Genomic DNA, 21,686 nt, shown 5'->3' on the forward strand with positions numbered 1-21,686 from the left:
AGAAAGATGAGGGATGACGATGAGCCATTTGTTAACGATGAGTGAATTATCGGAAGTAGAAATTTCAGAAATCCTAAAAGACGCAGAAGATTTCGCGAATGGAAAAGAGAGCAAAACGACAGAGCAAACTTTTGTTGCGAACTTGTTCTTTGAGAATAGTACGAGAACGAGATTTAGCTTTGAAGTTGCTGAGAAGAGATTAGGACTTGAAGTTTTAAACTTTTCAGCGGATGCATCAAGCGTACAAAAAGGAGAAACTTTATACGATACGATAAGAACACTGGAATCAATCGGAACAAAAGCGGTGATCGTCCGCCATGAGCAAGATCGCTACTTCGATGAACTAAAAGAACAGGTAAATATCCCAATCTTAAACGCTGGAGATGGATGTGGAAACCATCCAACGCAGTGCCTACTCGATCTTCTTACAATTAAACAAGAGTTTGGAAGATTTGAAGGATTAAAGATTGCGATAGTAGGAGATATTCGTCATAGCCGAGTAGCACGTTCTAATGCAGAAGCATTAACGAAACTGGGTGCAACAATTTACTTTGCAAGTCCAGAAGAGTGGAAAGATGAAGACAGCACGTTTGGAACATACAAACCATTAGATGAACTTGTTCCAGAAGTGGATGTAATGATGTTACTTCGTGTACAACATGAGCGTCATGATCATTATGAAACAGACATTATGAAAGAGTATCATGAGAAACACGGATTAACAGTGGAAAGAGAAAAGCGTATGAAAGAAGGAAGCATTATTATGCATCCAGCTCCTGTAAACCGTGATGTTGAAATTGCAAGTGAACTTGTTGAGTGTGAGCGTTCACGCATATTTAAACAAATGGAAAATGGAGTTTACGTAAGAATGGCTGTACTAAAACGCGCCTTACCAAATGTATTAGGAGGAATGAAACATGAATTACTTGTTTAAAAATGGTCGTTATATGAATGAAGAAGGAAAAATCGTAGCAACAGATCTTCTCGTACAAGACGGTAAAATCGCTAAGGTAGCAGAAAATATTACGGCAGATAATGCTGAAGTAATCGATGTGAACGGAAAGTTAATCGCACCTGGATTAGTAGATGTACACGTACACCTTCGTGAACCAGGTGGTGAACATAAAGAAACAATTGAAACAGGTACACTAGCAGCGGCAAAAGGTGGATTCACTACAATTTGTGCAATGCCAAATACACGCCCAGTACCAGATTGCAGAGAACATATGGAAGACTTGCAAAATCGTATTAAAGAAAAAGCGCATGTCAACGTACTACCATACGGAGCAATTACAGTACGCCAAGCTGGTTCTGAAATGACAGATTTCGAAACATTAAAAGAACTTGGAGCATTTGCTTTCACTGATGACGGTGTAGGCGTACAAGATGCTAGCATGATGTTAGCTGCTATGAAGCGTGCAGCGAAATTAAATATGGCAGTAGTTGCGCATTGTGAAGAGAATACTCTTATTAATAAAGGTTGTGTACATGAAGGGAAGTTTTCTGAGAAACACGGATTAAACGGTATCCCATCAGTATGTGAATCTGTACATATTGCAAGGGATATACTGCTTGCTGAAGCGGCAGATTGTCACTATCACGTATGTCACGTAAGTACGAAAGGTTCAGTACGCGTAATTCGAGATGCGAAACGCGCTGGAATTAAAGTAACAGCAGAAGTAACACCTCATCACTTAGTGTTATGTGAAGATGATATCCCATCAGCTGATCCTAACTTTAAAATGAACCCGCCGCTTCGTGGAAAAGAAGATCACGCAGCACTAATTGAAGGTTTATTAGATGGAACAATTGATATGATCGCAACTGATCATGCACCGCATACAGCGGAAGAGAAAGCGCAAGGAATTGAAAGAGCACCATTCGGAATTACTGGTTTTGAAACAGCATTCCCACTTCTATACACAAACCTTGTGAAAAAAGGAATTATTACATTAGAGCAGTTAATTCAATTCTTAACAGAAAAACCAGCTGATACATTCGGCTTAGAAGCAGGTCGCCTGAAAGAAGGTAGAACAGCTGATATTACAATCATTGATTTAGAACAAGAAGAAGAGATTGACCCAACAACATTCTTATCAAAAGGAAAAAATACACCATTCGCAGGTTGGAAATGCCAAGGATGGCCGGTAATGACAATCGTTGGTGGTAAGATCGCATGGCAAAAGGAGAGTGCATTAGTATGAAAAGACAACTTATCTTAGAAGATGGAACAGTATTAATTGGAAAAGGTTTCGGAGGAGAAATCGAAAAGTCAGGTGAGGTTGTATTTACAACAGGAATGACTGGATATCAAGAAACATTATCTGATCCATCATATTGCGGTCAAATCGTAACATTCACGTACCCATTAATCGGAAACTACGGCATCAACCGTGACGATTTTGAATCAATTCACCCATCTGTAAATGGTTTAATCGTAAACGAAATTTGTGATCATCCATCAAACTTCCGTAATGAAATTTCGTTAAATGATTACTTAAAAGAAAGAAATATCCCAGGGTTAGCAGGAATTGATACAAGAAAATTAACGAGAAAAATTCGTCAATACGGTACATTACGTGGACGTCTATGTAACATGGATGCAGATGTGGAATACATCGTGAGCCAATTAAAAGCGACAGTCTTTACAGATCACGTGAAACGCGTATCAACGAAAGATCCATACCCAAGCCCAGGCCGTGGACACCGAGTTGTACTTGTAGACTTCGGAATGAAACATGGTATTTTACGAGAATTAAATAAACGTGACTGTGATGTAATTGTAGTACCTTACAATACAACAGCAGAAGAAATTTTACGTCTTAGCCCAGATGGAATTATGTTAAGTAACGGACCTGGAGATCCAAAAGATGTACCAGAAGCAATTGAAATGTTAAAAGACATTATCGGTAAAGTTCCTTTATTCGGAATTTGCTTAGGACATCAACTATTCGCTCTAGCATCTGGTGCGAATACAAGTAAGTTAAAATTCGGTCACCGTGGTTTAAACCATCCGGTAAAACATCTTGCAACTGGAAAAGTAGCAATTACATCTCAAAATCATGGTTACGCAGTAGAAGATGAATCAGTTAAAAATACAGAACTTGAAATTACACATGTTGCTTTAAATGATGGAACAGTAGAAGGTCTTCGTCATACGAAGTTCCCAGCATTTACAGTACAATACCATCCAGAAGCTTCTGCAGGACCAGAAGATGCAAACGATTTGTTCGAAGATTTCTTAGCAATGATTGAAAACTTCAAGAAAGAAGGGGAAGAGTTATGCCAAAACGCCTAGACATTAACACAATTTTAGTAATCGGATCAGGACCAATTGTAATTGGGCAAGCAGCAGAGTTTGACTACTCTGGTACACAAGCTTGTCAATCTCTTAGAGAAGAAGGTTACAAAGTAATCCTTGTTAACTCTAACCCAGCAACAATTATGACAGATACTGCAACGGCAGATAAAGTATATATAGAACCATTAACACTAGAATTCGTAAGCCGTATCATTCGTAAAGAACGTCCAGATGCAATCTTACCAACATTAGGTGGTCAAACAGGCCTGAATATGGCTGTTGAACTTGCGAAATCAGGCATACTTGAAGAGTGCGGAGTTGAAATTTTAGGAACAAAATTATCAGCAATCGAGCAAGCGGAGGATCGTGATTTATTCCGTACCTTAATGCAGGAATTAAATGAACCAATTCCATCTAGTACCATTATTCATACGCTAGAAGAAGCACATGAATTTGTAAAAGAAATTGGATATCCAGTTATTGTTCGCCCAGCATTTACAATGGGGGGAACAGGTGGCGGAATCTGTAGTAATGAAGAAGAACTAATTGAAATCGTATCAGGTGGATTAAAACATAGTCCGGTAACACAATGTTTATTAGAAAAGAGCATTGCTGGTTGTAAGGAAATTGAATATGAAGTAATGCGTGATTCAAATGATAACGCGATTGTAGTATGTAACATGGAAAATATCGATCCAGTTGGGGTTCACACAGGTGATTCTATCGTTGTAGCACCGAGCCAAACATTAAGTGACCGTGAATATCAAATGTTACGAAACACTTCATTACGAATTATTCGTGCATTAGGAATTGAAGGTGGATGTAACGTTCAGCTTGCACTTGATCCACATAGCTTCCAATATTATGTAATCGAAGTAAACCCGCGTGTAAGTCGTTCATCTGCACTAGCATCTAAAGCAACTGGATATCCAATTGCGAAGCTAGCGGCAAAAATTGCAGTCGGTTTAACATTAGATGAAATTATAAATCCAGTAACACAAAAAACATATGCTTGTTTCGAACCAGCATTAGACTATGTTGTTTCAAAAATTCCACGCTGGCCATTTGATAAGTTTGAATCAGCAAACAGAACACTGGGTACACAAATGAAGGCAACTGGTGAAGTTATGTCAATCGGACGTAACTTAGAGCAATCATTATTAAAAGCGATTCGTTCTTTAGAACTTGGTGTTTATCACTTAGAGTTAGAGCATTTAAAAGAGCTTGATAAAGAGACAATGAAAAAACGCATTATAAAAGCTGATGATGAGCGACTGTTTATTGTAGCAGAAGCAATTCGTCAAGGTGTAACGAAAGAAGAAATCAACAATTGGTGTGAAATGGACTTCTTCTTCTTACAAAAAGTTGAAAATATCGTAAACATGGAACGCGAAGTAAAAGCAAATGTAGGAAATATGGAAGTATTACAATCAGCGAAGGAAATGGGCTTCAGTGACCATTACATCGCCAATGCTTGGAACAAAACAGAGCGTGAAATTTACGATATGCGTAAAGAAAGCAACATAACTCCTGTTTATAAAATGGTAGATACTTGTGCGGCAGAGTTTGAATCTGCAACACCATACTACTACAGCACATATGGTGACGAGAATGAATCAGTTAGAACAGATCGTAAGAGTGTAGTAGTTCTAGGATCTGGTCCAATCCGTATCGGTCAAGGTGTTGAGTTTGACTATGCAACAGTTCACTCTGTATGGGCAATTAAAGAAGCGGGATATGAGGCAATCATTGTTAATAACAATCCAGAAACAGTTTCAACAGACTTCAGTATTTCTGACAAATTATACTTTGAACCATTAACAATCGAAGATGTAATGCACATTATCGATTTAGAAAAACCAGAAGGTGTTATCGTCCAATTCGGTGGACAAACGGCAATTAACTTAGCTGCTAAATTAGAGGCTCACGGTGTGAAAATCTTAGGAACATCACTTGAAGATTTAGACCGTGCAGAAGATCGTGATAAGTTTGAAGCAGCTCTAACACAACTTGGTATTCCGCAACCAGTTGGTAAAACAGCAACGACTGTAGAGCAAGCGGTAGCAATCGCTGAAAAAATTGGTTACCCAGTATTAGTAAGACCATCTTACGTACTAGGTGGACGCGCGATGGAAATCGTATATCGTCAAGAAGAACTGCTGCACTACATGAAAAATGCGGTTAAAGTTCACGCAGATCACCCAGTATTAATCGATCGTTACATGGTTGGTAAAGAAATTGAAGTAGATGCAATTTCAGACGGTGAGAATGTATTCATTCCAGGTATTATGGAACATATTGAACGCGCTGGAGTTCACTCTGGTGACTCAATCGGAGTATATCCACCGCAAAGCTTATCTGCAAAACTGAAAGAACAAATTATTGAACATACAATTGCACTTGGAAAAGGTTTAAACATTGTTGGATTACTAAACATTCAGTTTGTAGTATTCAAAGATGAAGTGTATGTAATTGAAGTAAATCCACGTGCGAGTCGTACAGTACCATTCTTAAGTAAAATTACAGGCGTACCGATGGCGAATGTTGCAACGAAAGTTATTTTAGGTCAAGATCTTGTAGAACAAGGATATGGAACTGGTTATCACCCAGAAGAGAAAGAAGTGTATGTAAAAGCACCGGTATTCTCATTTGCGAAGCTACGTTCAGTTGATACAACATTAGGACCTGAAATGAAATCAACAGGGGAAGTAATGGGTAAAGACTTAACACTTGAAAAAGCATTATACAAAGGGTTAGTTGCTTCAGGAATTAACATCCCAACGCACGGATCAGTAATCATCACTGTAGCGGATAAAGATAAAGAAGAAGCAATGGAAATTGCAAAACGTTTCCACGAAATCGGCTATAACTTATTAGCAACAGCTGGAACAGCACAATCGTTAGCAGAGCAAAACATTCCAGTGCAAGTTGTAAATAAAATTGATTCTGAAGAATACAACTTACTTGATATTATCCGTCAAGGAAAAGCACAGTTTGTAATCAATACATTAACAAAAGGCAAACAACCAGCGCGTGATGGTTTCCGCATTCGCCGTGAATCAGTAGAAAATGGTGTGGCTTGCTTAACATCACTTGATACAACGAGAGCAATCTTACGAGTACTAGAATCTATGACATTCTCAGCTCATTCAATGAAAGAAATTACGCAAACGAAGCGTCACGAGGTGGTACATGCATGATGCAAAAGCAAAATATGATCGTCGTTAACCAAAAAGAAATCGCAAAAAACATTTACGAATTAGTGCTTCAAGGGGATCTAGTGCAGCAAATGAACGATCCAGGGCAGTTTGTACACATTAAGGTAGCAGAGGGCATTACGCCCCTTCTGCGCCGCCCAATTAGTATTTGTAATGTCGATCAAGACAAGAACGAATTTACAATGCTATATCGTGCGGAAGGACAAGGAACAAAAACATTAGCGAAAAGAAAACAAGGCGAACTTGTAGATGTGTTAGGACCACTTGGACATGGTTTTCCTGTAGAAGAAGCGGAAGCTGGACAAACGGCTCTATTAGTTGGAGGGGGAATTGGTGTACCACCACTATATGAATTGTCACAGCGTCTTGTAGCAAAGGGAGTACGCGTTATTCACATCTTAGGTTTCCAAACGAAAGATGTTGTCTTCTATGAAGAGAAATTCGCAGAGCTTGGTGATACGTATGTTGCAACAGTTGATGGTACGCATGGTACAGAAGGCTTTGTAACAGATGTAATTGATAGCTATGGAATCGACTTTGACATTCTATACTCATGTGGACCTTTAGCGATGCTTCGTGCATTAGAAGGACGCTATAAAGAGAGAAAAGCCTACATTTCATTAGAAGAGCGTATGGGCTGTGGCATTGGAGCATGTTTCGCATGTGTATGCCATTTACAAGCAGATCCGAGTGGACATTCTTACAAGAAGGTGTGTAGCGACGGACCAGTATTTCCAATCGGGGAGGTTGTACTATGAACAGATTGCAAGTTGAATTACCAGGGTTATCATTAAAAAATCCAATCATCCCAGCATCTGGTTGCTTCGGATTTGGTCGTGAGTATGCACAGTTCTATGATTTAAGTGTACTTGGATCAATTATGATTAAAGCGACAACAGAACAGCCTCGTTACGGAAACCCAACGCCTCGTGTTGCGGAAACACCAGGCGGAATGCTAAATGCAATCGGGCTTCAAAATCCTGGATTAGAAAAGGTAATGAATTCTGAATTACCTTTTCTCGAGCAATTTGATCTTCCGATTATTGCGAATGTTGCTGGCTCACAAGCTGAGGATTATGTAGCAGTTGCGAAAGAAATTTCAAAGGCACCTAATGTTCATGCGCTAGAATTAAATATTTCTTGTCCAAACGTAAAAACGGGTGGTATCGCTTTTGGTACGAATCCTGAAATTGCTGCTGATTTAACGAAGCGAGTAAAAGAGGTTTCTGAAGTACCGGTATATGTGAAATTGTCACCGAACGTGGCAAACATTGTGGAGATTGCAAAAGCAATTGAAAATGCGGGTGCGGACGGTTTAACGATGATTAATACATTGCTTGGTATGCGTCTAGATTTAAAAACAGCTAAACCAATTTTAGCAAACCGTACAGGCGGATTATCAGGTCCTGCGATTAAGCCAGTAGCAATTCGTATGGTACATGAAGTAAGTCAAGCGGTTAACATTCCGATTATCGGAATGGGTGGTATTGAAACTGCGGAAGATGTAATTGAATTCTTCTATGCTGGCGCAAGCGCGGTTGCAGTTGGAACAGCGAACTTTATCGATCCGTTCGTATGTCCGACAATTATTGAAGAATTACCAGCATTACTAGATGAATTAGGATTTGATCATATTTCGGAATGTCAAGGAAGGAGCTGGAAACAAACATGTCACAGTCGTTAATCGTTGCACTAGATTTTCCAGGGAAACAAGATGTAGAACAATTCTTACACCACTTTGAAGGGGAAGAGTTATTTGTCAAAGTGGGTATGGAGTTATTTTACAAAGAAGGCCCTGCGATTATTACGTACTTAAAAGAAAAAGGGCATAAGATCTTCCTAGATTTAAAACTTCATGATATTCCGAATACAGTAAAAAGCGCTATGCGTAGCCTAGCTAGTCTAGATGTTGATATGGTAAATGTTCATGCTGCTGGGGGAAGCAGTATGATGAAAGCTGCGATTGAGGGATTAGAGGAAGGTAAGCAAGAAGGAAAAGAGAGACCGATTTGTATTGCAGTTACACAACTAACAAGCACTTCGGAAGCTATGATGAAAAAAGAGATTGGCATTGAGAAAACGTTAGAAGAAGCGGTTGCTCATTATGCAAAACTAACGAAAGAAAGTGGACTTGATGGTGTTGTTTGTTCAACACTTGAAGTTCCGAAATTACGTGAAGTATGCGGAAATGAATTTGTAACAGTAACACCGGGGATTCGTCTTGCAAGCGATGATGTAAATGACCAGGTGCGCGTAGCAACACCGAAACGTGCGAGGGAACTTGGCTCAAGCTACATCGTAGTTGGACGTAGTATTACAAAAGCGGGAAATCCGCTTGAAGCGTATAAAACAGTAAAACAACAGTGGGAAGGTGTAACAGTATGAAAAAAGAAATCGCATCGCATTTATTAGAAATTGGAGCAGTATTTTTACAACCGAATGATCCATTCACTTGGTCTTCAGGTATGAAATCACCAATTTATTGTGATAATCGTTTAACTTTATCTTATCCAAAAGTACGTCAAGCGATTGCAGCTGGATTAGAAGAGTTAATTAAAGAGCACTTCCCAACTGTAGAAGTTATTGCAGGAACAGCAACTGCTGGTATTGCGCACGCTGCATGGGTAAGCGATCGTATGGATTTACCAATGTGCTACGTGCGTAGTAAAGCAAAAGGTCACGGTAAAGGGAACCAAATCGAAGGAAAAGCTGAAAAAGGTCAAAAAGTAGTAGTAGTAGAAGACTTAATTTCAACTGGCGGTAGTGCAATTACATGTGTAGAAGCACTTCGCGAAGCTGGCTGTGAAGTATTAGGAATCGTATCAATCTTCACATACGAGCTTGAGTCAGGAAAAGAGAAACTAGAAGTAGCAAACGTAGCATCATATTCTTTAAGTGATTACAGTGCATTAACTGAAGTTGCAGCAGAAAAAGGTATGATCGGACAAGCTGAAACGAAAAAATTACAAGAGTGGCGTAAAAATCCAGCTAATGAAGCTTGGATCACAGCGTAACACGAAAAAAGACGACCGCGGGGGAACGCGGTCGTCTTTTTATATTATTGTTAAAACTTCATGTAAAGAACAGATAGTAGGAACATCAAACTTGAGTTGCAAGTTATCCCGATTTAACCATATCCCATGCATTCCAGCTGCTGTACTACTAATTGCATCTGTTTCTAATCGATCGCCAATATAATAGCAATCTTTCATTTCAAGATTTGATTGTAATACAGTTCTTTGAAAAATTTTAGGGTCTGGTTTCGATATCCCAATTTCACTAGAAGTAAATATGTATTTGAAATATTGTAGAATGTTTAGAGTAGTTAACTTTTCGACTTGTTGCTCATATTCACCATTACTAATGATACCTAATGAGTGCCCTTTTTCCTGCAAGGTCTGTAATGTATAGTTTACATCTTCAAACGCGGTCCAGTTGTTCTTATATAGTTCTATATATTGATTGAATTTATGCTGAGATTCCTCGGGAGATAAGTTTACTCCATATGCTTTAAATAAATGATACATTCGCATACTTTGTTGTTCTTGAAAAGATAATTCTTTGGATAAAAATTTGTTGAAATATTCTTCTGATAATTCATGCCAGACTTTCGTTGCCTCTAATTCATTGCCTGAAAAAATAGTATTATATATTTGAAAAAAATCTATAATACCATTTCTTTCAGCGGCCTCATAATCAAGTAAAGTTCCATCAATATCAAAGAAAACCATATTCCTGTCTCCTTGCTAACAACTATTTAGCATTTTCCGCAACTTCATATCCTCTTACAAACAATAGCGTCATATAAGAAACAATAAATGAGAAAATGCTATACATGCCAACCCAAAAGAAAAATTTTGGAGTAAAGGCGATAACACCTATTATTAAAAAACTAGCAAACGTTACAATCGGCATTACGTAATACGTTTTCGTCTTGCGCGTTCCAATAACAGAAACGATAAAGATAAGTAATGGACAAATTAATAAGACGAAAATCAATTCATTCATAGTTATGTCCCCTTTTCTAATGGAAGTAATCTGTTTCTCGTAAACGTTTTGGAATAAATACTCTCTTAATATAATTTCGCTAACATATACATAACTCCTTTTGAAAGCCAGTAATTCATGATGAATTTTACAATAAAAAAACATAAGCAAGAGAACACTTGCTTATGTTATAGGATAAACATCGCAACGATTGTGGTGACAATTAAGCCAATCACAACCGGTAAAAAATTTCGTCTTGCAAGTTCAAATGGATCCACTTTACAAATGGCAGCGGCAGGAATAAGCGCCCAAGGAATTAAAGTCCCGCCTCCGGTCCAGATTGCAGCAATTTGCCCGAGTGCTGTTAATGTAGCTGTTCCATGCCCAAGTGCTGTTCCGAAAAGATTGGCAATTGAACCAGCAAGTGATATACCGGAAAAACCAGACCCATCTAAGCCTGTTATGACACCAACGATAGTTAATGTTCCCGCCGATACATATTGGTTTAAAGGAACAGTTTGAGATAAGGCGATCCCTAAGTCGTTAATGATTCCATGTGAACCTTTCGGTAAATAGTCTCCGATAATTTTTACAAAACCGCTATCTCCTAAATAAAAGAGTGCAGCAATTGGAATAACTGGGCCGAAAATTTTAAATCCAAATTGGAGCCCTTCTATAAAATAATCGGTCGTTTTATTCAGTCCATTTCCTTTGTAAGCGATGAGGGAAATAATGATAATCATAATAACAGTCGTCCCGCCGATAAGTGCAGTTGCGTCGCTTCCTTGTAGTTTAAATTGAATCATGCAAAGGATATCGATGGCATATACGATCGGAATACAAATAGCGAGCCATTTTTTTGTCCGAGGAGATAATGAAGTGAGCGTTTTAGAAGACTCAGTTGATGGGATAGATTCTTGTATAGATAAGCCTGTATGGAATTCTTTTCGTAAGAAGAAAAATGCGACGGAAGTTGTCACAATACCCATAACGATAACGAGGGGAACACTGGCAGAAACAACGCTGGAAACAGGAAAACCAGCAGCATCCGCTGTTAATTTCGGTGCACCTTGAATAACGAAGTCACCAGATAAGGCGATGCCGTGTCCGAACAAGTTCATAGCAATGGCAACTCCAATTGGTGGAAGGCCGACGCGTACAGCGACGGGTAATAAAATAGCTCCCATTAAAGCGACAGCTGGAGAAGGCCAAAAGAAGAAAGAAATTGTCATCATTAAAAGGCCGATAATCCAGTAGGCGAGGGTAGGGGTACGAATCATCTTTGTAAATGGTGAAATCATCGTATCATTTATGCCAGTATGAACGAGTAGATTGCTCATTGATACGATAATGGAGATGATTAATATAGTTGGTAATAGTTCAGTAATAGCGTAAATGAAACTTTGAAAAATACCGCTAACGGCAAGAGGGATAGAACTTGTAGCGGTTAATGCTAATAAAAAGATAAAAACGATACAAATAATCGTCGTATCTTTCCGGAGAATAAAAAAAGTAATAATAGTGAGTAAACAAAGAATATAGAGAGCATGCAACAGCGTTAATTCAACTCCCATAACATTCACATCCTTTAGGCATTCGTGTAGTTTATTGTATGAAAGCAGTAAAAGTATGTGAGTATAGGAAAAAGAAAAAAGTGAAATTTCATGTACTGTAATGGTAAGAAGTAGAAATGGATGTTACAATACAATTAATCCTAAAAATGGAATTTAAGGAGGGTTTATGCGCAAAAAAATTGGGTTTTGGGGATTCATCCTTTCTTGTAGTCTATTAATCATTTTGAATCTGTTTACAAGTAATGAATGGATCAGTATTATACCTGTTTTCGGGTTTGTATTTATACTTTTATATAACTGGGAAGATATGAAACAATATAGTAAGAAAAGTATCGGAATGATGATAGGTATCATTGTTATTTGCTCATTTTTCGTAGGGTTTATTTTAATAGAAGGGCAGAAGCAAATGGAGAAAATGTCTATTTTTCAAGAATGGATGTCTTCTGCAAAAGGTCTTTATCTTGTAATTGTCGTTGTTGTTTTTCTAAGAATTGTTATAAGCGTAGTAAGTTACATATTAAAGGAGAAGTAGAATGGGGGAGTACGAATGAGAGAGAAAATAGGTTATTATGGTGTGCTCGTTTGTTTACTATTATCAGTTGTTTCAGGGCATATGTATAGGAGTATTGATTTTTGCACCTATGTATCGCTGGAAAGAATGGAAGGCATATAGCCGAAAAAAGAAAATTGTTTTCAGCATCGAGTTTGTCATTGTAATAAGCACGATTCCATTTTTGTTATTGAAAGGAAATGAGATAATAGATGGAATTGTAATGTTTCAAGGCTGGTTATTTATTGCGAAATCGATATATTTAATATGCATTTTAATGTTGGTAGCGGTAGTCGCTAAAAAAGTAAATGAAAAGCTATTCGCTAATGAATAAAAGAAAATGCCACCTTATTCGGTGGCATTTTTTTCTATGATTTCAACAAGGGATAACAATTAGTTCCCGATTTGATTTTGTAATAACTTCATATCCGTCTTTTGTGATGACAATATCATCTTCAATTCTACAACCGCCCCAGTTTGGTATGTAAATACCAGGTTCAACGGTAACAACCATACCTTCTTCTAAAGTAGCCTTACTTTCTTGGGATAGACGAAGAGGTTCATGTATTTCTAATCCAAGACCATGACCAGTAGAGTGTCCAAAATATTGACCGTATCCATGTTCTGTAATGTAATCTCTCGTTATATCATCGATACTTTTCGCAGTTTCTCCAGGCTTAATTGCTTCAGTCCCACGTTTTAACGCTTCTCGTACAACATTGTATATCTTTTTGAATTCTTCGGATGGTTCTCCGATTGCTACAGTACGAGTTATATCGGAACAATATCCATCGTAAAGTGCACCGAAATCTAATGTAACAACGTCGCCTCGTTCGATTATTTTATTTGATGCAACTCCATGAGGAAGTGAAGAACGAACGCCAGAAGCTACAATGATTTGGAATGAAGAGGATGTAGCTCCTTTTTTTCTCATGAAAAATTCTAACTCATCTCGTACATCATTTTCACTTATTCCTGGTTTTAGAAACGTAAGGATGTGGTGAAATGCTTCGTCAGCAATATTAGCTGCGATTTTCATTGTTTCTATTTCAGGCATGTCTTTAATAATACGAATATTTTCGATGATTTCGCACACTTGAACCATTTCTACATGTACGTATTTTTGTAAGTTTTTATATTGTTGCAATGTCATGTTGTTCTCTTCAATTCCGAGTTTTTGAATGTTTAATTTTGATACTTGATTTGCAATTTCTTTTTCTAAATTTCCTTTATGCATAATAATTTCAGCATCTTTTATTTGTGATTTTGCTTGATCTACATAGCGAAAATCAGTTATAAAAACAGCTTTATCCGCAGAGATTAAGACGACGCCAGCACTACCTGTAAAGCCTGTTGCATATTGGCGATTTTCTTTTTTTGTAATAAGCAATCCGTCAATTTCATAATTTTGTAGTTGATTTTGGATTTTATTAATTTTTAAAGTCATGTTAATTCCCCCTATTCACAGTATTGAATAAAGCAAATAGCGTGCCAAAAAATATTGTTAGAGAAAAGATAACAGAAATTGCATATCTTTTAGGTAGGGAATTTATCCCGCTTTAATGGGCAGTAAGACCCACACCTCAAAATTCAGCGAAAGCAAAGGAGTTAGGTGGGGGATGAAGAAAACCCCCACTGATTAAAGTTTCACTTTATCCCGCTATTTATGGGTGGTGGGCTGCTCGTGAAATACAGATTATTTCAATTATCAGTGGGAGAATGAGAAAAATATCGATCACAATTTCAGTTTCTTTACAAGGTGTCAAAAATTTTATACAAATTCGAAAGAGCGCTGTCAATTTTTTTGACAATATGGAAGAAAAGGATAAGAGGTTTTTAGTATATATTTTGAAAGTATGTCCTTTGTTTCGTTCTGATATAAAATTTAATATATAAATAAACAACTGTTATTGATATAATAGGTAATTGTTGGATTTCTCTCGGAAATAGGGAAACGTAACGAATATGAAGGAATAAGGATTGTGAGTACATGAAGAAATTAAGTAAAGTAATATCATTTTGCTTGGCTGCTAGTATGCTAGTTGTAACAGGTTGTGAAAAAGGTGAAAACAAAGTTCAAGTAAATGAAACGATTGAACAGCTTGATGAAGCGCCAGAAGTGAAAGAAAAAGAAGCGAAAAAGATTGTAAGAAAGAGTGTAGATGCAATAGCAAATGCATTTAGTGAGATGGAAAAAGAAAATGGATGGAGCCGAAATAATCCTGGAGATTTAGCTACAGCTAAAAAAGGCGTTGAGGGGCTAGTTTCAGATAAGTTTGTGGAGAAGGAGCTTCCAGGATTGCTTGATACATTTAATAGATCAAGGGAAACAGATATGTTACCATTTCCGATTCATATTGAGCCGGACGTGAGGACAACTTATTCACAGAAAAATGATGTCTTAAAGATTGAGACGCTTACTCTTGCAAATGATATGGGTAATGAAGCGGAGATGTGGGAATTTGTCTTAGTGTATACCGATGGAAAATGGTTAATGGATAGATGGTCATCAAATACGTCAGTAGATTTAAAGTTAACTAAAGAAGAAGCTAAAGAACTTCTTAGAGTACAAGGTTTCAAGAATGTCTCTTTCGTTAGAGAAGAGAATAGTGGAAATAAAAAATATATTTTTAAAGAAAGTAACGGAGTAGTTGCTGTCGACGCAAAAAACTCGGTTATTACTCACAATGTAGATGATGAAGAGCAAGAAAAGGTAACGAAAAAAGATTTTGTTCAAGAGCAAGAAACAGTTAAGGGGAATGATTCTAGTACGTCTACTAGTTCAAAAAAAGAAACTTCGTCAGCGGTGGGGAAAACTAAGGTTTTAAATGAGTTAGCAGCTCTAGAAAACCAAGAAAAACATACAAATGTTATGTCAACAAATGACATAGTAAATGAAATAGAAGGAAATTATCAACTGTGGGATAATAAACTAAATGAAATTTACAGCACATTAAAAAATACGATGTCAGCTGATGCGTTTCAGTCGTTGAAAAAGAAACAAGTTGCATGGGTTAAAGAAAAGGAAAGTAAGGTTAAAGCAATTGCTATGGATGAAAATAATGGAACGATGAAATATATTGAAGCAGCAGATGAAAAATACAAGATGACAAAAGAAAGATGTTATGAATTAGTGAATGGGTATATGAACTAGTGTGAACGAATGTAAAAAATGCGTTGCTTATAAGCAACGCATTTTTTATTTACGCTTTTAATTTCATTACAGTATCAGCATCAGGTGTTACATATACGGTTTGCTGATTGTCGTACGTAACAAAACCAAGTTTTGCACCACTCGGTTTTTTGACATGGCGTATTTTGGTGAAATCTACAGGAACAGAACTAGAATCTTTTGCTTTACTGAAATAGGCAGCGATTTTAGCAGCTTCTAACACGGTTTCTTCGGTAGGTTCAAGAGAACGAATGACAACATGAGACCCAGGGATATCTTTCGTATGTAACCAAATTTCATCACGACGGGCAAACTTCGTTGTTAAATAATCATTTTGCTTGTTGTTTTTACCGACGAAAATTTCTGTTCCGTCACTAGCTAAATATTTGTCTAATACCGGTTTAGTTGGTTTCTTCTTAGCATTTTTTGCTTTACGATTGCGCATATAACCTTCTTCAGCTAATTCCTCGCGAATTTCTTCAATATCTTTTGAAGAAGCAGCTTCCATTTGTTGAAGTAAGCTATCAAAATAAATAATTTCTTCATTTGTTTTTTCGATTTGTTCTTCTACAACAACAACTGAATTTTTCGCTTTTTGGTACTTTTGGAAATAGCGTTGCGCATTGTCAGATGGTGTTTTTAAAGGATCTAATGTAATTTTTACAGTTCCGCCATTTTCGTCGTAATAGTTAACGACTTCAATATCTTTATCACCTTTTTTCAAAGCGTACATATTGGCTGTAAGTAGTTCTCCGAATAGTTGATATTTATCTGCTTTTCCGGCATCTTGTAATGTTTTTTCTAGTTTAATGAGTTTCTTCTCATTTTTATTTTTTTCGTTTTGCATAAAGCGCTCTAAATCATAAGCTTGTTGTTTTACACGGTCGCGCTCTGCTTTTCCGAAAAAGAAACGGTCTAGCAATTCACTAACAGATGAGAATGTCTTGTCTTCTCCTTGCAAGTGTGCAAGAGGGAAAAGATAAAAGAATTCTTTCCCATTTGAAGTAGTCATTGTTGGTGAATATGTATGAGTTAGTAATGGTTTTTGTATGGAGAAAAATGCGTCCGCTAATGCTTTTTCATTTACCATACCTGCTTTTTTCACTACTTCTTTTGCGAATAACGGCGAAATTCCCGTGAAGGTGCCGACAAGCTGTTTATCCATATTTCCAGATAGAAAGTCTAGCGGTCTAATAAATTCATCATTTGTTTCAATCTGGAGTGGGTTAATTTTATGTTGTGCTGGTGGTGCAATGTACTCCGCTCCAGCATATACAGTCCGATGTCTGTTTACCGCTAAAGAAACGTGTTTTAAGCTATCTAAAATATTGTTTGTTTTTGTGTCTACTAAAATGATGTTACTATGTCGTCCCATTATTTCAATTACTAATGTTTTTAGCGATTCGTCACCAATTTCATTTCTGCTACGAACGGTAATTTGAATAATGCGCTCTAAATCAATTTGTTCAATTTTTTCAATGAACCCACCTTCTAAATGCTTACGAAGAAGCATACAAAACATTGGCGGAAGTGCAGGTGAATCGTAATTTTGATTTGTTAAGTGTAAACGTGCATATGTCGGATGAGCGGAAAGAATTAGTTTTTGATTTTTTCCGTTTGCTCGAATATGTAATAAAATCTCGTATTTTGAAGGTTGATATATTTTGGAAATTCTTCCTGTGTAAAGAGAATTTGCAATTTCATGTGTAATTGCTCTTGTAAATAATCCATCGAATGCCATAAATGAACACTCCTTTCTAACTAAAAGTTAATTATAGCATTTTTTTGGACGAGGCTGAATAAGCTTTCAATAGAGTATGTCTGGAATCAGGAGGTCGATAGTGGGATGAACTGGTATGGAATGCGCGCACACGAAGTGGAAGAAAGAACGAATACGAATGTGAAGGTTGGGCTTACAGAGAAGGAAGCAGAAGGGCGAATAAAAAAATTTGGTACAAATGAATTAGATGAAGCCAAAAGGCCTTCTGCACTGATGGTATTTTTGGCGCAGTTTAAAGATTTTATGGTACTTGTTTTATTTGGTGCAACAATAGTTTCAGCTTTTTTAGGTGAATACATTGATGCTATTGCGATTGTTGCGATTGTTATTATCAATGGTATTCTTGGCTTTTTTCAAGAAAGAAAGGCTGAAAAGTCACTGGAAGCTTTAAAAGAGCTAGCCGCCCCGCAAGTTACTGTAATGCGGAATGGAAATTGGGTAAAAGCACCGTCTAAAGCACTTGTTTTAGGTGATATCATTAAATTTTCTAGTGGTGATCGTATTGGGGCGGATGTACGTCTTGTTGAGGCATCAAGTTTATATATCGAAGAATCAGCTTTGACAGGAGAGTCAGTACCGGTGCAGAAGAAGGTAGAAGCTCTGCAGGGGCAAGATGTTTCAATTGGTGATCAAAAAAATATGGCTTTTATGGGTACGATGATTACACGAGGAGCTGGAACAGGGGTCGTTGTAGCAACTGGTATGAATACAGCGATGGGCCAAATTGCAAATATGTTACAAAATGCAGAGCAAATGGAAACACCACTGCAAAGAAGATTAGAGCAACTCGGGAAAATATTAATTATTGTGGCTCTTATTTTGACAGCGCTTGTCGTATTAGCCGGTGTGTATCAAGGGAATGAAGTGTATCATATGTTTTTAGCAGGCGTGTCGCTAGCTGTTGCTGCTATTCCTGAAGGATTACCAGCAATTGTTACAGTAGCTTTATCGCTTGGTGTACAGCGTATGATTAAAAAGAGAGCAATTGTAAGGAAGTTACCAGCGGTAGAAACGTTAGGATGCGCTTCTGTTATATGCTCTGATAAAACAGGAACAATGACGCAAAACAAAATGATGGTAACACATATGTGGTCAGGTGGGGAATTATGGAAAGTTACGGGTCAAGGATATGAACCTAATGGCTCTTTTTTGAAAGGTGAAAAAGAATGCGATCCAGCTAAAACAAAAGCACTGTATCAACTACTAACATTTGGTTCACTTTGTAATAACGCAAATATTATTCAAAAGAAAAAGGCGTATGTATTAGATGGAGATCCAACTGAGGGAGCACTTGTAGCTGCAGCAATGAAAGCGGGGATAACACGTGAGGCACTGAAAGGGAAATTTGAAATTATTCGTGAATTTCCATTCGATTCAACTCGAAAAATGATGAGTGTTATTGTGCGAGATAGAGAGGGGAAAAAGTTTCTTGTTACGAAGGGAGCACCAGATGTCCTCCTGCAAATGAGTCAAACGATTTTATGGGGGGATAAGCAACAACCGTTAAGTGAGTTGTATAGAAAAGAAGTACAGGCGGCTATTCATAGTTTAGGTAGTCAAGCGCTCCGAACAATTGCAGTTGCATTTAAGCCATTAAAAGTAACAGATTCTATTGAACATGAAAGAGACGTTGAAAAAGATTTTATGTTGGTCGGGATACAGGGAATGATTGATCCGCCAAGACCAGAGGTAGAACAGGCTGTAAAAGAGTGCAGAGAAGCTGGTATTCGAACAGTGATGATTACAGGAGATCATAAAGTGACAGCAATGGCAATTGCGGAACAATTAGGGGTTTTACCACCTGGTGGACGTGTTGTTGAAGGAGTAGAACTCGCGAATATGGATGTAGAGGAACTAGAAAGTGTTGTAGAAGATACGTATGTATTTGCTCGAGTATCACCTGAACATAAATTGAAGATTGTTAAGGCGTTGCAAAATAAAGGGCATATAGTAGCGATGACAGGTGATGGAGTAAACGATGCTCCGGCTATAAAAACAGCGGATATTGGGATAGCGATGGGAATTACAGGGACAGATGTTGCGAAAGAAGCTTCTTCTCTTGTTTTGCTAGATGATAATTTTGCTACGATTAAATCAGCAATTAAAGAAGGTAGAAATATATACGAGAATATACGTAAGTTTATTCGTTATTTATTAGCATCGAACGTAGGAGAAATTTTAGTCATGTTATTTGCAATGTTACTTGCATTACCGCTGCCGATGGTTCCCATTCAAATTTTATGGGTGAACTTAGTGACTGACGGATTACCGGCGATGGCATTAGGATTGGATAAGGCGGAAGGAGACGTTATGAAGAGAACGCCGCGTCATCCGAAAGAAGGGGTATTTGCTAGAGGGCTTGCCTGGAAAATTATAAGCCGTGGCTTTCTAATTGGAGCAGTGACGTTAGTGGCGTTTATTATTGCATATAATCAACATCCAAATGAACTGAAATATGCACAAACTGTGGCGTTTGCGACGTTGGTACTTGCACAACTTATTCATGTATTTGATTGCCGGAGTGAACATTCTATCTTCCACCGTAATCCGTTTGGGAACGTGTATTTAGTAGGAGCGGTTATTATTTCTTTACTGTTAATGTTAGTGGTTATATATTACCCACCGCTACAACCGATCTTTAGTACAATGCCAATACAAGCGAGAGATTGGTTGTTAATTGGAGGTTTGTCATCAATTCCGACCTTCTTGTTAGTAGGTTCTTTATTAACAGGGAAAAAGGGGAAGAAGGAAAAGCCAGTATTATATAAGAAGGGATTAAACTTGAAATAGTCAATGATATGAAAATGTGATATAATTTACAGAAGGTAGTAGAGCCTTGTCTCTATTACCTTTTTCATTGAGTTATTTCATGGCTTGGATGTGATAAAAATGATTTGTAGTATGACAGGATTTGGAAGATCGAAAGTAGAAAATGATACTTTTCAAATTACAGTAGAAATGAAATCGGTGAACCACCGTTTCCTAGAGATGAGTATTCGACTTCCGAAGCAAATGATGATATTTGAAGAAAAAATTCGTAAAATAATTGCAGAACAAGTTCGGCGTGGACGCATTGAAGTGTCTATTAGTATAACGGGTGAAGGGCTTGTTGAAAGAAAATTAAGTGTGAATTGGTCGCTTCTTGAGCAGTACCAATCGATTATGGAAGATATAAAAGGAAAATTTCAATTACAAGATTCTATTACACTTCAGCAATTAATGGAAATGCCAGAAGTAACAGCGATTGAAGAAGTAGAAAATGTAAATGAACAATTTGAGGACGGTTTATATGAGGCTGTTCGCCAAGCTGCTCATATGTTAAAAACGATGAGAGATGGCGAAGGAGAACGATTACATAAAGATATAGCGTATCGTTTACAAGAGATTCACAATTGTGTAAATGCAATTATTCCGCATGTACCGATTGTTACACAAAAATATCGTGAACGATTAGAAAATCGCTTAAAAGAATTACATAATCAAGATCTAGATGAACAAAGATTGTTAACAGAAGTCGCAATCTTTGCAGAGCGTTGTGATATTCACGAAGAGTTAGTTCGTTTGCAAAGTCATTTAGAGCAATTTCGTGAAACACTGCAGATTGAAGAGCCTGTTGGAAGGAAAATGGATTTCATCGTGCAAGAGATGCATAGAGAAATTAATACGATTGGTTCTAAGGCAAATGACTTAACAATTTCAAAATATGTTGTAGAAATGAAAAATAACCTTGAAAAAATTCGTGAACAAGTACAAAATATTGAGTAGCTTTCAAAAAATATATAAAGTTATACGTGGTGGAGAAATCGGATAGACTTACTAGGAGGCGCAAACTATGGCCATGCGGTTTTTAAATATTGGATACGGAAATATTGTATCTGCTCATCGAATTATTGCTATTGTAAGTCCGGAGTCAGCTCCTATTAAACGAACAGTACAGGAAGCACGCGAACATAATGCTTTGCTTGATGCTACGTATGGGAGAAAAACAAGGGCGGTTATTGTTATGGATGATGGGCATGTGGTATTAAGTCCAATTCAGCCAGAGACGATTGCACATCGTTTGAATAATAAAGAAGATTTAAGTGAGGAAGGGTAGGTTTTACA

General features: G+C 37.4%; 18 protein-coding genes and 1 pseudogene. 14 read left to right on the forward strand and 5 right to left on the reverse strand.

Annotation, left to right across the window (positions count from 1 at the left end; translation table 11 throughout):
• Nucleotides 1-19 precede the first annotated feature (19 nt).
• From pyrB to pyrE, 8 genes are read left to right on the forward strand one after another with little or no spacing between them, the layout of a single operon-like run.
• On the forward strand, nt 20-934 hold the full coding sequence (gene pyrB / locus RBB48_RS04300; RefSeq protein ID WP_048546070.1) for an aspartate carbamoyltransferase: 915 nt from the start codon (nt 20-22) through the stop codon (nt 932-934).
• Entirely contained in the window at nt 918-2,204 is a 1,287-nt protein-coding gene (gene pyrC / locus RBB48_RS04305; protein WP_001108374.1) for a dihydroorotase, read from the forward strand. The genes pyrB and pyrC overlap by 17 nt, the downstream gene beginning before the upstream one ends.
• Nucleotides 2,201-3,298 (forward strand): carbamoyl phosphate synthase small subunit, encoded by a 1,098-nt coding sequence (locus tag RBB48_RS04310; protein WP_097889660.1) that lies wholly within the window; start codon nt 2,201-2,203, stop codon nt 3,296-3,298. Before pyrC ends, RBB48_RS04310 begins: the two co-directional genes overlap by 4 nt.
• Nucleotides 3,283-6,501, forward strand: coding sequence for a carbamoyl-phosphate synthase large subunit (gene carB, locus RBB48_RS04315; protein WP_097889661.1), 3,219 nt, complete (start codon nt 3,283-3,285; stop codon nt 6,499-6,501). Before RBB48_RS04310 ends, carB begins: the two co-directional genes overlap by 16 nt.
• On the forward strand, nt 6,498-7,277 hold the full coding sequence (pyrK, locus tag RBB48_RS04320) for a dihydroorotate oxidase B electron transfer subunit (RefSeq protein WP_000983346.1): 780 nt from the start codon (nt 6,498-6,500) through the stop codon (nt 7,275-7,277). The genes carB and pyrK overlap by 4 nt, the downstream gene beginning before the upstream one ends.
• Entirely contained in the window at nt 7,274-8,203 is a 930-nt protein-coding gene (pyrD, locus tag RBB48_RS04325) for a dihydroorotate oxidase B catalytic subunit (protein ID WP_001081053.1), read from the forward strand. Before pyrK ends, pyrD begins: the two co-directional genes overlap by 4 nt.
• Nucleotides 8,188-8,904 (forward strand): orotidine-5'-phosphate decarboxylase, encoded by a 717-nt coding sequence (pyrF, locus tag RBB48_RS04330; protein WP_097889662.1) that lies wholly within the window; start codon nt 8,188-8,190, stop codon nt 8,902-8,904. The genes pyrD and pyrF overlap by 16 nt, the downstream gene beginning before the upstream one ends.
• A complete protein-coding gene (gene pyrE, locus RBB48_RS04335; protein WP_097889663.1) occupies nt 8,901-9,533 on the forward strand; it encodes an orotate phosphoribosyltransferase in 633 nt (210 codons plus the stop codon). The genes pyrF and pyrE overlap by 4 nt, the downstream gene beginning before the upstream one ends.
• 39 nt (nt 9,534-9,572) lie before the next feature.
• Here pyrE and RBB48_RS04340 read toward each other — a convergent pair whose 3' ends face one another.
• The 3 genes from RBB48_RS04340 to RBB48_RS04350 form a co-directional block, all read right to left on the reverse strand.
• Complete coding sequence (locus RBB48_RS04340) at nt 9,573-10,250, reverse strand: HAD family hydrolase (RefSeq protein WP_097889664.1); 678 nt, start codon at nt 10,248-10,250, stop codon at nt 9,573-9,575.
• Between the two features lie 22 nt (nt 10,251-10,272).
• On the reverse strand, nt 10,273-10,527 hold the full coding sequence (locus tag RBB48_RS04345; protein ID WP_001003934.1) for a YbeF family protein: 255 nt from the start codon (nt 10,525-10,527) through the stop codon (nt 10,273-10,275).
• A gap of 167 nt (nt 10,528-10,694) precedes the next feature.
• Nucleotides 10,695-12,080 (reverse strand): hypothetical protein, encoded by a 1,386-nt coding sequence (locus RBB48_RS04350; RefSeq protein ID WP_088064300.1) that lies wholly within the window; start codon nt 12,078-12,080, stop codon nt 10,695-10,697.
• Between the two features lie 166 nt (nt 12,081-12,246).
• Between RBB48_RS04350 and RBB48_RS04355 the strand changes: the two genes are divergently transcribed.
• Together RBB48_RS04355 and RBB48_RS04360 are read left to right on the forward strand one after the other, a co-directional pair.
• Entirely contained in the window at nt 12,247-12,612 is a 366-nt protein-coding gene (locus RBB48_RS04355; RefSeq protein WP_088064299.1) for a YoqO family protein, read from the forward strand.
• A 15-nt stretch (nt 12,613-12,627) separates the two neighbouring features.
• Nucleotides 12,628-12,964, forward strand: a pseudogene (locus tag RBB48_RS04360) (YoqO family protein).
• A 42-nt stretch (nt 12,965-13,006) separates the two neighbouring features.
• Here the strand turns inward: RBB48_RS04360 and RBB48_RS04365 are convergent.
• The gene (locus tag RBB48_RS04365; RefSeq protein WP_088064298.1) at nt 13,007-14,077 is read right to left on the reverse strand and encodes a M24 family metallopeptidase; all 1,071 of its coding nucleotides are present in this window, start codon (nt 14,075-14,077) and stop codon (nt 13,007-13,009) included.
• Between the two features lie 543 nt (nt 14,078-14,620).
• Between RBB48_RS04365 and RBB48_RS04370 the strand changes: the two genes are divergently transcribed.
• Nucleotides 14,621-15,784: a lysozyme inhibitor LprI family protein gene (locus RBB48_RS04370; protein WP_097889665.1), complete on the forward strand. Its 1,164-nt coding sequence runs from the start codon at nt 14,621-14,623 to the stop codon at nt 15,782-15,784.
• 49 nt (nt 15,785-15,833) lie between these two features.
• Here RBB48_RS04370 and RBB48_RS04375 read toward each other — a convergent pair whose 3' ends face one another.
• On the reverse strand, nt 15,834-17,543 hold the full coding sequence (locus RBB48_RS04375) for an Rqc2 family fibronectin-binding protein (protein ID WP_087985060.1): 1,710 nt from the start codon (nt 17,541-17,543) through the stop codon (nt 15,834-15,836).
• Between the two features lie 105 nt (nt 17,544-17,648).
• Here RBB48_RS04375 and RBB48_RS04380 point away from each other — a divergent pair, with 105 nt between their 5' ends.
• The 3 genes from RBB48_RS04380 to remA all read left to right on the forward strand — a co-directional run bounded on the left by RBB48_RS04380 (nt 17,649) and on the right by remA (nt 21,678).
• Nucleotides 17,649-20,372: a calcium-translocating P-type ATPase, SERCA-type gene (locus RBB48_RS04380; protein WP_097889666.1), complete on the forward strand. Its 2,724-nt coding sequence runs from the start codon at nt 17,649-17,651 to the stop codon at nt 20,370-20,372.
• A 99-nt stretch (nt 20,373-20,471) separates the two neighbouring features.
• Nucleotides 20,472-21,347, forward strand: a complete 876-nt coding sequence (locus RBB48_RS04385) for a YicC/YloC family endoribonuclease (RefSeq protein WP_306007428.1) — start codon at nt 20,472-20,474, stop codon at nt 21,345-21,347.
• A 67-nt stretch (nt 21,348-21,414) separates the two neighbouring features.
• Nucleotides 21,415-21,678, forward strand: coding sequence for an extracellular matrix/biofilm regulator RemA (remA, locus tag RBB48_RS04390; protein WP_001251456.1), 264 nt, complete (start codon nt 21,415-21,417; stop codon nt 21,676-21,678).
• The last annotated feature ends 8 nt before the right edge of the window (nt 21,679-21,686 follow it).

This window comes from Bacillus sp. MMSF_3353 (assembly GCF_030733445.1).
In the GTDB taxonomy this organism is placed as follows: Bacteria; Bacillota; Bacilli; order Bacillales; family Bacillaceae_G; genus Bacillus_A; species Bacillus_A wiedmannii.